Here is a 13,600-nt window from a genome sequence, read left to right as displayed (position 1 = left end):
TTCGGATTATAGGCCTGTTGCCATGGTATGTTTGCCTCTTTCGTCCACCAATTTTTTACGGACTTCCAAATGCCTGTAAGTGTCCAATGGGTTTAGCGCTCCTCCGTTGGATATCCTGGCCCGCTCCAATAGTGGGCGTACATCCGTAAGATAGGCTTCCTGTAAAATTTCCTGGCACAAGGTCACATCATGGTTCTGTTGTGCATCACGAAGGGCCTTTTGGTCTACCAATAATGCTTTTGCGTAGGACGAGCGTATGGCCTCCAATGACTGCATCAGATCTTCCAAAGGGTCTTTTAGATTGTGACTGGCATCGATCATCCAAGCAGGGTAGGGATTCTGTGGATTGTTTTCCATGCCGTACACCAATTCGTTGAATATCAAAAATAGGGAATACGGTTTGATGCTCCCTACGGTGAGGTCGTCGTCCCCATATTTGCTGTCGTTAAAATGAAATCCTCCCAACTTGCCCTTCATCATTAAAGTGGCCACTATCTGTTCAATATTGGTATTGGGCAAATGGTGACCCAAATCGACCAAGGTATAGGCTTTTGGACCACATTCGTTGGCCAACATAAAGGAGGTGCCCCAATCCTGGATTACCGTGCTATAGAAATTAGGCTCGTAAGGTTTGTATTCAATAAAGAGTTTCCAATCCTCGGGTAAGGTCCTGTAGATTTGCTGCAAACTGTCCTGCGTATTTTTGAGTACGGTCTGGAAGTTGTTCTGTCCGGGAAAACTGGAACCATCGGCCAGCCATACGGTCAAACTTTTGGACCCCAATTTTTCGCCCAGTCGGATGACATCGATATTGTGTTGTATGGCCTGTTGCCTCGCATTATCGTCCGTACTGCAGAGGGACCCGAACTTATAGGAATGCTTTTGGTCGGGTTGGTCTTGAAAGGTATTGGAGTTCATGGCATCAAAAGTGAGCCCCAACGATTTGGTCAATGTCTTTATCTTTTCGGTATCTTCCGGCACGTCCCAAGGGATGTGCAGGGAAATGGCGCCTGCTGACCTGGTAAGCGCATGAATGAGTCCGACGTCCTCAATTTTTTGCTCCAAAGTGCCCGGTTCACCATGGTATGAGAAACGACCAAAACGTGTTCCTCCTGCACCCAAGGCCCAACTGGGAATGGCTACTTGAAAATCGCTTATTTTCTTTAGGATATGTTCAACATCAAAACCTTTTTTGGTTAGGGTATTGGCCAAAAAATCAAAACTTCGGCTGTGTTTTTCAATACTCTCTTGGTTATGGGCTGCGACTCGATCTTTGCTTATAATCATAGGGAAATGCTTTTTTGAAAAAAATCCGCTGGTTTATGCCACACCAACCAGCGGATACAAATAACTAAACTAACCAACTCAAAAAATAATTTAACAAAGGCGCTGGTCATACCTTATAGGGTAATATCTGTAGCCATTGTTTGTAATGAAAACAGATTGAAATCTAAAGTGCTACCTTGTAAATGCGTTGGCCATGCCACCATCTACATTGATAATGTTCCCAGTACTTTTATCCAATAGCCCTACAAAAGCGAATACACCGTTGGCTATATCTTCTGGATATATAATTTCATTGAGCAGGTTTCGTTTGGCGTAGTGGGCCGGCAGGTCTTCCACTTCAATGCCATAGGCCTTGGCACGGCCTTCGGCCCATTCACCTTCCCAGATTTTGCTTCCTACGATAACGCCATCGGGATTTACCGTATTCACACGTATCCCTTTACCGCCCAATTCTGCTGCCAATAAACGGACCATGTGTTGCTGTGCCGCTTTAGCGGTTCCGTAGCCCACGTTGTTGGGTCCGGACACCAAACCATTTTTGCTGGCGATGCTGATAATATCTCCGCCCAAATCTTGCTTGTTCATAATTTCAACTCCTTGTTTAAAGAGCTCGAACTGGCCTTTTACCAGTACGTTTTGAAGTAAGTCCCAGTCTTGTTCGGTGGTCTCTGCCAAGGGTTTTGAAATGGCCAAACCTGCACTGTGTACGACCAGGTCCACGCCCCCGAATTCCAAACAAGCGGACTTATAAGCTTCTTCTATGGATACTGAGCTGGTCACATCACACATGGCATAGCTTGCTGTATCACTTGGGTAGGTTTCCACGGCTTCTTTTAATCGGTCTTCGGCTATATCAGTCAAAACCACATTGGCCCCTTGTTCGGCAAGTTTATCGGCGATGGCCTTACCGATTCCGCCTCCAGCACCAGTGACCAAGGCCACTTTTCTGGACAAAGGCTTTTCTTTGGGCATCCGTTGCAATTTCGCCTCTTCCAATAACCAATACTCAATATCAAAGGCCTCTTGCCTTGGTAAAGAGGTATAGGCCGAAATGGCTTCTGCACCGCGCATTACGTTAATGGCATTGATATAGAATTCACTCGCCACACGGGTGGTCTGCTTGTTTTTGGCAAAGCTGAACATCCCAATTCCCGGATAGATAATGATGACCGGGTTGGGGTCTCGCATGGCCGGACTATTGTCATGCTTGCAACTTTCGTAGTAAGCTGCATATTCTTTTCGGTACTGTTCAAAGGCCGGCTCCAGCTTTTTGAGGATGTCATCCGCGTTGGATAAATCTTCCTCGGGGTCCAGTTTAAGTACCAAGGGTTGGATTTTAGTGCGCAAAAAGTGGTCGGGACATGAGGTTCCCATAGGCGCCAACCTTTCCAGATCGTTGCTGTTGATGTATTCCATGACCACATCCGCATCGGTAAAATGCCCTATCATACGGTTTTCTGAAGAACAGAGACCGCGTAACAATGGCATTAACTGAGCAGCTTTTTCCTTTCGTTCATTTTCTGGCAAGGATGCTACTTTTTGTCCACCGAAGACGCTGCCTTGCTGCTTGATTTTTTTCTCAATATATTCAGAAGCCATTTCTATGACTTCCAGACTGTTGATGTAGCATTCATATGAAGTGTCCCCCCAAGTGAACAGACCATGGCTCCCCAATACGATACCGCGTATTCCGGGGTTATCGTTCAAGCATTTTTCCAATTGAAGTCCAAGGTCGAAGCCTGGTCGTTGCCATGGCACCCAGCCCATGGTGTCTCCCCAAATTTCCTTGGTCACTTTTTCACTGTCCTTTGCGGCGGCAACGGCAATCAAAGCATCGGGGTGTAAGTGATCAATGTGCTTAAAGGGCAACAGGCCATGCAAAGGGGTGTCGATAGATGGGGCACGGCTGTCCAAGTCATAGATGCAATGGTTAAATAGTCCCACCATCCTATCCTCATCGTGGAGACCCTTATAAACTTTCTTTAAGTTTCTCAAGCGCTCGGTATAAAGTCCTGCGATTCCCGATCGGGTCAGGGTACCAATATCCCCTCCAGATCCTTTAATCCACATCACTTCGACATCTTCGTTGGTCAAAGGGTCCTTTTCTATGGTCTTACAGCTCGTATTCCCACCTCCATAGTTGGTAATCCTAAGGTCGGAACCCAAAATATTGGATCTATAGAGGAATAATTCTACTTGATTATCTCCCAATTGCTTTGCCTTGGCAGCATCCCAGAGGTTATCTACGTGTTTAAATTGTTTCATTCTTTGTTATAGTGACTTAATTAACTGCAAGGTAGCTGTTGTAATTTTTCAAACAATCCTGCAGTATGCTGATTGGATAAAAAAAGGTGGTTGTCTTAGGTCGCAGCCATCCTTTTTCACCTATTGGTTTGTGCAATAACATATATGTCATTTGGGGCCAACGCATCCATCTCAGGATTAAAATGCAATCCAGTCATTATTCTTTGACAAAGAGTTACTAATTAATCACCAATTGATCGATGGGTCAGGCCATAATCAATCTATTGGAGGGCGTTCAAGGGTTTTGCTTCATCATTGGAACTTTCGAAGTGGAACACTTCTTCAAGGGCAAAGGAAATCGGACTGTTATCGGAACCCGTAGGCATCAATCGCTTCATTTCCTTCCACCAATCCTGACAGACTTTGGTTGTTGCAATAGCCTTCCAGTCTTGGATATTGGAAACAAGCACATAGGCAAACAAACTGTTTGTTTGTCGGTCTAGGAAAATGGAATACGAAATGACACCATGTTTACGGAAAACAGCTTTTAGCGCTGTCCAAATGGGGTTATGGATTTTGATATAGTCTTCTATCATCTCGGGGAAGACCTCCATTTTAATGCCCAATCGGATGGGTTTGGTACTGGATTGTGAAATGTTTGCCATAATTCAATAGGATAAGATTTGTATGGGTCCCTTTAACCCAGATGGGCTTAGGGAGTCTGTTTCCTTTACAACGTCCTTTACAAACGACCATGTTTTTCTCTGTTTTCTCGGAAGTTTGGATTGATAAATTAATTGGTTTTTCCATAGATTGGACACCTCGATCTCCAAAAGGTTGGTACCTTCCTTTAAAAAGCCTGTGATATCCAATGTCCAAGGCGGTGTCCACAGCCCACCAACGTGATGGCCATTTAGTTTTACGTTGGCAATTACATCAGCTTTTCCAATTTTTAGATAATACTCCTTCAGGTTCAAAATCTGGTTTACTTCAAAGTGGGTAGTATACTGTGCGGTGCCGGAAAAATACTTGATGGTTTCATCTGTATATTCGGTCCAATCCTTTAATTGCTCTTCTGCTATCGATAAGGTGTCCCCGGTTAATACATTCGGAAAGGAAATATTCCAATTGCCGTTGATATTTATGCTTGTTTCGAGACTTGGATTAGTGGTGATAATAGCTTTGTCAGGGAAGGAAGGTTTTTCTTTTGTAAATACCACGAAACCACTTTGTTGGGGTGATAAGTGGATAGGGACCTGCGTATACCCAATGTTTTGGGTGAATTTGGGCAATGAACGTACATCACCTGAAACAGGATCCCAAAATGAGGGAAATAGGTTGGAAACCCTAAAGGAAGGTTCTAGTTTTATGGTATTATCACTTTGATTTGTAATAAAATATATATGTCGGTTTCCATCGGAGCGATGCGTCCATAGCATGGGTGTTTCTTGGTCAACAATGATATCAGGTGGAGTATCTAGTTTAGAAAGGATGTCTTCCATATCAGTATAAGGAAATAGATATCCAGCACCATACTTTATTGGTAGTTTTGAATGGTTCGTGCTAGGGTCGTTGGTTTTCCATAGCGTTTGGGCCATTTGTTGGATGGTCGTATCCGCATTCGGATAATCCTTCTTGCTGGGCGAATATGAAGGAGGTATCCCCATGATAACCCCTCCTTGGGCAACAAGGCTCTCGATTTTACTCAATACTTTGGGTCGCATTGTTGTGTCGCCTGGTAAGACCAGTATTTTGTAGGACATGCCATCTGGTAGTGTAAATCTTCCGTTTTTGATTGTGATATCATTTAGGAGCACATCGGAATTGATATAATCAAATGAGTAACCATTTGGTAATTGAGGGTAGGCTGACCCTGTCATTTTTGGAGTATCTTCTCCGATATAATAGGCAATATCGGCTACATAGAGACCTTGTTGCAACAAAAACTGGCACCTTCTCAGGTAATCCACCCATGGCTTTGATTGATCGAACCAAGTATTGTTCCGATTGAATTCTGTTCCAAACCATGCATTCACCCCTGGATAACGGTCGGGATAAGGCTGGTGGATGTAAACATGCAGGACCACATGGTTGATTCCCTGGGTAAAACTCCAGTCCCCGCGCTTCTTTAGCGCACTTGGGTGTCTTTCGTAATGTTTGAATGCAGCGGTGTAGGATTCGGCGGAAACTATTTTCTTACCATAAGTGTGCGCTGCAGATGAAGCTGCTTTGCACTCGATGCTGCCCAAGTCCCCTTCGGCCCAGAACTCACCGCCAACTCTATCTGCCTGTCCACCGTATAGTAAGAATTCGGACGGATACCCCCAGTGACCGTAGTTTTCGAGCCAGAGTTCCAGATTGTTTTCGTTACATAGTTCCCGTAGGCCACCTACATACTCGTAGGCAATTTGATCGGCAACGAGCCTTCTGAGGTCCCACAGAAATCGATTGGATTCATCTACAGAATTGATAATGTTTCCGGTAAGTACAGGTAACCAAGGAATGGGATCGTATCCCATTTTGTCCTTAAAGAGGGAATGAAAATCGTTAGTCCAGTTTTGTGCACCGGTCTCATAACTGTCTGCAATTACATACTTTAGAGCCTTCCTATCCTCGGGAGCCATGGATTGCAAAATACGCCCCACATAGGCATCGAAATGATGTTGCAACTGCTTTCGGTTGAGTTTGTCAACCTCCAGCCCCTTGGCATTATGGGCCGCTGGATTATTGGTTATTCCTGTCGAGGTCATCCCAATCTGAAGGATGTTCCAATTACCTTTCGGTATTTCCCATTGGAGTATTTGATTGGTGTCAACTTTGTCAGTGAGATCTATAATTTCGTTTTTGTCAATAAGGAAACTACTATCCTTAGGTTCCTTTTGGGGTGGCCAGGTATAGGCATCTTCCAGTGGAAGAGGGGTTTGATGCATTTTGGCCAATGACTTTTCGGGGTAGTATTCCAGTACTGGTCGGGAGAGGACTTTAATTTCAGAGAGGCCGGGTTGCCGGTCCCCTATGACTTCGATGTTTTCAAACAATAGCTTAACTTTTGTGGTTTTGATGCCAGGGAGGGAGACTGCCACTGGAGGATAATCATCAAAGCCCAACATATCCATGTCATTGCTACGGTCAATGACAACCTCTTTTACCAGTTTCCATGCACTTTCGATTTGAAAGTAAATTTTGCAGTTGGCTTTAAAGGTGGATTGATTGGGATAAAATTCAAAACCATGGACATCAACGTTTTCTTTGTAATCAAACGAAATTGTACTTGTTCCATTTCCATGAAATTCCGCTACGGTTGTATTATTGTTATCAAATAAATGTTCAGGTGAAGTCAAGTTTTTGATAGCTCCCAAATCAACGGGGCTTGGCATTTCTCGGGGAATCTTTTCCGGAATAGCCAAAACGGCAATGGTTTCAAAATAGCCATCAGGTTGTTTTAATCGTACTTCCTTTTTGCCTTCTCCTGAAACGGAGTTATTAATTGTCTTGAGGAACCGCATTGAGTTTTCGGGTCGATTCCACGGTCCACCGGATTGACTCCAACCAGGGGAGTTGAAGAGACCGATGTCAACCCCCAATCTTCCCCCTTCCATAATTGCGTGTTTGGTCAGTTCAAGCCAATCATCGCCAAGCATGTCAACTGTTTTGATTTGCATGTCCCTGATTTCGCTGCTGTCTCGTTCCAATTCATCGAGGTAGATATTTCCAATCAATGCAGTACCGATGCCTAATTTTGACATGGACTCTAAATCCTTTGTTATCCCTTCCTTTGAAATTTGATTATTAATCCAATACCAATACGTCCATGGTTTATTGTCTTCGCTAGGATTCGTGAAGAACTGTTTCATGGCCTCTATGGATAATTCCTCATCATCAGCTTCTGGTTCAATTGTGAAGCAATTAAGGTTCAATAACATAATTCCGGCGGCAAGTACCGCTGAAATGGATTTAGATAAGAATTTCATAGGGATAGTTCTAGTTTCCACTGTTGTTCACATTCTTTAAGGTGGTCCATTACTATGAGGTTCTGTTCAAAAAAGTTGATATAGGCCGTTGTACCCGTATCGTTGATTGGGGCATAGGGTAGGGGACCAAACTCAGGGGTAATGGTAATGGATGGGTTACCGTCCCTTTTTCTTGCCAGATACACTTCTTTCCACCAATTAGTGAATACCTGGATTTCGTTGTCCCAATATGGATTTTTGATATCGGTGATCTGTGGGCCTTGGGCGTGTCCCACCCGTGCATGGATATGGTGTGCCCTAGCTATGGCCAAATGGACGGCTTCCGTTTGGTCCTCCAAAAGGGATTCTGAGACGCAGCACCAATGGGATAGATCAAAGTTGATTTTGAGATTGGGTCTCTTGTTAAAATATGCAGATGCAACGGAGGGCGCATACAAAAACCTGCCTCGGTGGGTTTCGTGCAGGATGGGGATCCCATAGGTTTTTTCTATGGGATCACACAGGTCTATAAATTGTAGATTGGATTCCATGGGCCAAAAATCCTTTCCTGTGTGGGAATTGATCGAAATTGGTTTGAAAGCAGCAGCGATATCCATAAAATATTTTAAGGAGTCCGCGTATTCAGCGGGATTTGTACCCGTTGCCTCATATTGGTGAGCAATAATTTCCAAATCAAAGTCTTCCAAGAGTCTTTGGAGTTCGTACCGAAGTTTTTCGTCTTTTGGAATACCAATTTCAATACCATCGTATCCAGCAGATTTAACTTTCTTGACCATTCCTTTCAGTCCCAGATGGTCCAGTCCCCACCAAGCTCCAAAGAATTTGATTTCCATGCTATTTTTTTCTGCTAAATACTATTGGATTCTGAGTGTCGTCCTCCAATACATCTCCGATTTCAAGTGATGCAATTTGCGTGTCGGATAGAATATTTTGCTTGCCGTTGAACAAGCTCCCTTCGGGCATAAAAGCACAGGTCATGGCCCTTCTATACCCAGCGGTCATATTGGCATTTGCCCCATGTACCGTAAGTCCATTGTGAAAGGAACAACTACCGGCTTTCATAGGTGCAGCAACTGAATCAATACTTTTGAATTCTGGATAAAACTCGAAAATGGCATTCATATTTTTGGTGATTCCCGGATCCTCCAATCGTGTCTTGGTGTGTGTTTCGGGCAAAAAAAACAAACAGCCATTTTGTAATGTCGCATCGTCAAGTGCTATCCATATGGAAAGTGCGTCCCGTGAATCAAAAGACCAGTAAGGGGTGTCCAGATGCCATGCTGTTGGGTTAGCCCATGGTTTTTTAATAAGAGCTTGGTCATGCCAGACCCTTACCCCGTTGACCCCAGCAAGCGTAGCGGCCATTTCCCCGATTCTTGGGTCTAAGATGAGTTTTTTCATCTCGTCATCAGTTTTCCAGAGATTAATCAGCTGCTCGAAAACATTTCCGAAATAATCCGCTTCACTATTGATATTGTCCGCTTCCCCTGATTTGATGTTTTGATTGGGAAATTTTTTTCCCGACCTATTGCCAATAGCTTTCGTGAATACTGTTCTCCAATGTTCCAATTCAGCACTGTCCAAAAAGTCTTCAATAACCACAAAGCCATTCGTTTGAAAGGAAGCAATCTGTTGTTCCGTCAAAGTTGTTCTCATAGTAAGATTACATTTAGTGCTTTGAAAATACAGTAAGAAAAGGAAGTCACTGTCCTGTACTGTAGGGTATCGATGTCTTATAGGTAGAATTCTAAAGTGAGCTGCCCAGGTCTTTTTTTGGATGGTTCGCATTCCCCTATTGAGAAGTTGGCTTACGTACCCTTTTTTCGGATATCGGACGGATTACAGTGCATTTTTTGCTTGAACAATCTCGAAAAATAGAATTCTGAATTAAAACCACATTCGTATGCAATTTCAGAAATAGATAAGTTGGTTTCCTTGATTAATTTAACCGCATTTCGCAGCCGTAACATCAGTAGGTACTGGCCCGGCGAAGTATTGAAAGTTTCCTTAAAGGATTTTCTGAAAGAATTGTAGTTAACATCACAGTGCTTGCATAACTCATGGATGTCCACGGACTGGTTCCATCGTGCATGGATTTCGTTTTGAACCCTACGAACTGCTTCTTCTTTCTCTCTTCGGTCACTGTTACTTCTAAGCACGGATGCATATACGATTCCCAAAAGGTTGATTACATGGAACGAGGCCAATTTTTCAAAGGAAGTACTTTCTTCCTCTAAGGTGGAGATCAAATTGGAAAAAGTATCCAAAAACTCAGGAATCAGTCCAACAGAAATCACTGGATTTTCTGGACTAAAACACTTTTGCTCAAGTAAATACCGGGCATATCCACCTTGAAACCCCACCCAATATTCTTCCCAACCTGTTTTCTGGTTCGGTTTGAACCGGTGCCATATTCCTGGGAACAGCAAAAAAACGGTGCCAGGTCCCACCAATTGTGGCGGTAGTCCATTGACTTCAAATATACCTTCTCCATTGGAAATGTATACGATTTGATATTCTTCAAGGAAACGTCCTTCTTCCCAATTGAACAGGTAGCTTTCAGGATGGTCGATGTCGGGATAGGATTGCTGTGGGGCATAAATTTTATGACCGATATTTAATATCTCAATCCCTAGGCCCTGATGGTCATCCTGACTTGAAACAAGGTATTTTTTGTAGGACTTCATATCAAAAAATACAAATAATATTCATTTTGTATATGGATTTTACAAATATATGAACTTATTATTGTTGATAATACATTTGAAGGTAGCAATGTAGGAGCGTAGGACGCAAAAATGTAAGGGTTGCTCACATCAAAAATTAACATTTTGATATATTCAAAAGATGAGCCATTGGAATTGGGAACATATTTAATACGAGCGTAAACCCATAACATTCCTCTCCAGAAAAGCTTGTAATAGACGTAGCCACATAAAATTAACAAACAAAACCTCATTAAGTTATGGAATGTACTTTAGGTATTTCGGTCGATCATTCTTCCAATGTTCCCAAGTATTTGCAGTTGGTAGAATCCATTATCGATTCGATACGAATGGAAGAACTTCGGAAAGGGGATAGGATACCTTCTATCAATGAATTGAGTGAAACGCATTACCTGTCAAGGGATACGGTCGAAAAAGCATATAAAGTTCTCAAAGAACGAAAGATTGTGATTGCCACCAAAGGAAAGGGATATTTTATCAATAGGACTTCGTTGATTGGCAAGACCAATGTATGTTTTCTTATCAATAAATTAAGTTCCTACAAAATGCAGATTTACCAAGCCATGGTAGATCAGTTGGGGTTGGGTGCCCATGTTAATCTTTGTATTTATCATTGTGATTCACAATTGTTCTTGAATTTATTGGACAGGCACCTTGGTGCTTATGATTACTACGTTGTCATGCCGCACTTCAAGGATGCCCACCAGCAACATGTAAGCTCTTCGGAGGAAATAGATAATGCACTTTCCCGAATACCACCGGAGAAACTGATCGTATTGGACAATGACAAGCCAAGGATATCGAATTGCCTAGCTCGAATTACGCAAGATTTTGAGAACGATATTTTTGAAGCCCTATCAAGTGCCTCCGAAAAGATCAAGAAGTATAAGAAAGTTGTTTTGGTTTTTCCAACAAAGGTCATTTACCCTTATCCTAGAAGAATACTTAGGGGGTTCATGAAATTTTGCGGAATATTTGATATTGATTTTGAGGTGATAGATGCATTCACCAGTGAGACTGTCCTCGGCAGGCATTCAGCTTACATAACTATCGAGGAAAATGATCTGGTACATTTAATAAAGCAGGCCAAGCAACAAAATTTGAAATGCGGTATCGATTTAGGAGTTATCAGTTATAATGATACCGCCTTAAAAGAGCTTCTGGAGATTTCAGTAATTACTACGGATTTTAGAAAAATGGGGGAGTATGCCGCCCAAGCGATATCCGGAAACATGGAGCTTTGTATCAGGAACCCTTTTAATTTTATAGATAGGGATTCGTTATAGTGTCCAGATTAGTTTGGATATGATCTTTGGCGTTATGAAGGATTCCCCAAAAAGAATGTCTCCGTTTCCTTTTTGGGGATGTTTTTCAAATCGTTTTTTAGGAACAAAGTAGAATCCACACTTTTGGGGAGGTGGTCCAATTGAAACCTAAGGTTGGTTAAAATAGCTGATGTCCAATGTACTTAGGACTCCGTTGTCATCAACCTTAAGGAGTAGGGATTCACCATCCGAGAATGTAAGGTTGGTAGTAATCGACTTGCCATTGATATTTATCGTTATGGGATAGTCATATTTTTCAAGAGCCAGGCCCATATCATAATCCAATGGATACTTTAATTCTTTAGTTTTCGGGTTCGCAAAGAATATGTGATAAGTGTCCATTTCTTTTTTGATCCAAAACTCAGGAATTGATTCACCCTCGATAATAGGTTTGGGAATGTTCAATTCCTTAAAATTATCGACAACATTCGGCAGAGATAGCATTTGTTGAAGCATTTCAGTAAATGCAACATCTTTGACCATTCCAGCTTGTTTTGGTTGATGCTTGATAAAAATTGGCAGTCCTTTTACAGCTTTGTCGAAAATGATTTTCAGGTTGTCGATATCCAAAAAGTCAGCATCAATGACCAAAGCATTGAATAGGTTGTTTCCCAATGCCAACTTGTTTTCAACTAATCTGGCCTTTTCCATAAATCCGCCATTGATCCATAATGGATGATACCCCTTTAATTCTTCAGGGTATTTCAGATAACGTTGTTCGTATTGGCCCCAAGACCATGGCATTTGAAGGGAATCCGGGTAAAAACCCGCCATCCAACTATCTTCTTTTGGCAGATATACTGCGATATCGGTATAGGTGTTGCCTTTTCGCATCAATCGGCTAATTTTTCCCATGTAATCATTAAAAGGGGCCAAGTGTTTGGAGAGCGCCCCTTTTTTACCCACATGGCTTGTGGCGTAGAAGGATATGCTGTCACTTCCTACAGGGTTGTAATTGTAACCGTGCCAAAATATTTGGTTGACACCATTGGCAAAAAGTGCGTCTGCAACTAGTTTGAGGTGTTCGATTTTCTCTTCGAACATATGGTAATCCGGCCAACCGTATATGCACGTGAAGGTCTCCGAAGTGATAGTTTTTTTATCGGCAAGTGCAGCGGCAGAGGCTACGATTTTTGAGTAGTTGGGCTCATACAACATGGCTTCGGTTTCTGGCACGTCGACCAATGCGTAGGCTTCAATCAGATCGGTAGGTGCCCCGGCCACCTGAACGCGGGAAAAACCTCCAAGTTCATGGGTTTTTTGGTGGAAAGGAATATAAAATCCCTCCATTGTTTTTTGGGAAACCAGTTTCATGTAATCATAAAGTGCATGCTTGTTCTTTTCATTGTAGATGTCCTCCATATAGGGCACAATATCATACCCGAACAACTCCTTAAAATCTTTTTCAAAATCGTTGCTCCATATATGCTGGGTATCCACTTCCCAGGAATCACAAAAAAAGGCGGTTTTTTTTCCGGAACCTGCCACATTTTCAAACATGGGGTCTAATCTGCTAGCGTAATAGGCAAAGGCCTCCTTGTCCAAATGATCGATAATGAACAAGGTGTCGGGCAGCACCCACCCCCTGGTTTCCGTTTGTTTAAAATCCGGATTACCAAACTTTTTGACATTATACTTATCCGGAGTTTGGGTGTCCCCAAAAGGCCAAAGTGTTCCGTAGGTAAAATCACAGCCCATTCCCAATTCATCGGCATATTGCTTTGTGAACTCAACCATGTTGGCCATTTCACTGCTTAGCCATTCGGTTCTTTCTGTGGAGGGGTCTTTATCTACTGGATAGATAAATGCAACCTCTACACCGCCAAAACCATTCGCATCAAGCCAATGTAATTGCTCTTTTATATCCGTGGTATCCAAGACGCGCGCGTTCCACCACCAGCGTGTATAAGGCTTTCCGCTTGGATAATAATCGGTATCCGAGGTTTCTGTGATTTTTTCGTTTATTTTTTGGTCTGAGCTACAGGATACCGAAACCAATAAACCCGTAATGGCCCCTGTCAAAATAAAAAAATATCTAATGGTCATA

The 13,600-nt window shown here is 42.6% G+C and carries 9 protein-coding genes; 1 reads left to right on the top strand and 8 read right to left on the bottom strand.

The window, feature by feature from the left end; all coding sequences use genetic code 11:
• Nucleotides 1–6 precede the first annotated feature (6 nt).
• The 7 genes from AB1A65_RS14075 to AB1A65_RS14045 all read right to left on the bottom strand — a co-directional run bounded on the left by AB1A65_RS14075 (nucleotide 7) and on the right by AB1A65_RS14045 (nucleotide 10,189).
• Nucleotides 7–1,287, bottom strand: coding sequence for a TIM barrel protein (locus AB1A65_RS14075; RefSeq protein ID WP_366590350.1), 1,281 nt, complete (start codon nucleotides 1,285–1,287; stop codon nucleotides 7–9).
• Nucleotides 1,288–1,458: 171 nt separating this feature from the next.
• On the bottom strand, nucleotides 1,459–3,552 hold the full coding sequence (locus tag AB1A65_RS14070) for a bifunctional aldolase/short-chain dehydrogenase (protein ID WP_366590348.1): 2,094 nt from the start codon (nucleotides 3,550–3,552) through the stop codon (nucleotides 1,459–1,461).
• 260 nt (nucleotides 3,553–3,812) lie between these two features.
• Nucleotides 3,813–4,196 carry an L-rhamnose mutarotase gene (gene rhaM / locus AB1A65_RS14065; protein ID WP_366590346.1) on the bottom strand — a complete coding sequence of 128 codons (384 nt, stop codon included), beginning with the start codon at nucleotides 4,194–4,196 and terminating at the stop codon, nucleotides 3,813–3,815.
• Between the two features lie 3 nt (nucleotides 4,197–4,199).
• Nucleotides 4,200–7,502: a glycosyl hydrolase gene (locus tag AB1A65_RS14060; protein ID WP_366590344.1), complete on the bottom strand. Its 3,303-nt coding sequence runs from the start codon at nucleotides 7,500–7,502 to the stop codon at nucleotides 4,200–4,202.
• The gene (locus AB1A65_RS14055; protein ID WP_366590341.1) at nucleotides 7,499–8,335 is read right to left on the bottom strand and encodes a sugar phosphate isomerase/epimerase; all 837 of its coding nucleotides are present in this window, start codon (nucleotides 8,333–8,335) and stop codon (nucleotides 7,499–7,501) included. The genes AB1A65_RS14060 and AB1A65_RS14055 overlap by 4 nt, the downstream gene beginning before the upstream one ends.
• Nucleotide 8,336: 1 nt before the next feature.
• Nucleotides 8,337–9,158: a phytanoyl-CoA dioxygenase family protein gene (locus tag AB1A65_RS14050; protein WP_366590339.1), complete on the bottom strand. Its 822-nt coding sequence runs from the start codon at nucleotides 9,156–9,158 to the stop codon at nucleotides 8,337–8,339.
• A 152-nt stretch (nucleotides 9,159–9,310) separates the two neighbouring features.
• The gene (locus AB1A65_RS14045) at nucleotides 9,311–10,189 is read right to left on the bottom strand and encodes an AraC family transcriptional regulator (RefSeq protein WP_366590336.1); all 879 of its coding nucleotides are present in this window, start codon (nucleotides 10,187–10,189) and stop codon (nucleotides 9,311–9,313) included.
• 278 nt (nucleotides 10,190–10,467) lie between these two features.
• On the opposite strand from AB1A65_RS14045, the gene AB1A65_RS14040 reads away from it, so the two are divergent.
• A complete protein-coding gene (locus AB1A65_RS14040; protein ID WP_366590334.1) occupies nucleotides 10,468–11,514 on the top strand; it encodes a GntR family transcriptional regulator in 1,047 nt (348 codons plus the stop codon).
• Between the two features lie 147 nt (nucleotides 11,515–11,661).
• Here AB1A65_RS14040 and AB1A65_RS14035 read toward each other — a convergent pair whose 3' ends face one another.
• Complete coding sequence (locus tag AB1A65_RS14035) at nucleotides 11,662–13,599, bottom strand: glycosyl hydrolase (protein WP_366590331.1); 1,938 nt, start codon at nucleotides 13,597–13,599, stop codon at nucleotides 11,662–11,664.
• Nucleotide 13,600 lies beyond the last annotated feature (1 nt).

Source organism: Allomuricauda sp. ANG21 (genome assembly GCF_040705235.1).
In the GTDB taxonomy this organism is placed as follows: Bacteria; Bacteroidota; Bacteroidia; order Flavobacteriales; family Flavobacteriaceae; genus Flagellimonas; species Flagellimonas marina.
Note: the sequence above shows the minus strand (reverse complement) of the source record. Positions and strands in the feature narration are given on the sequence as shown.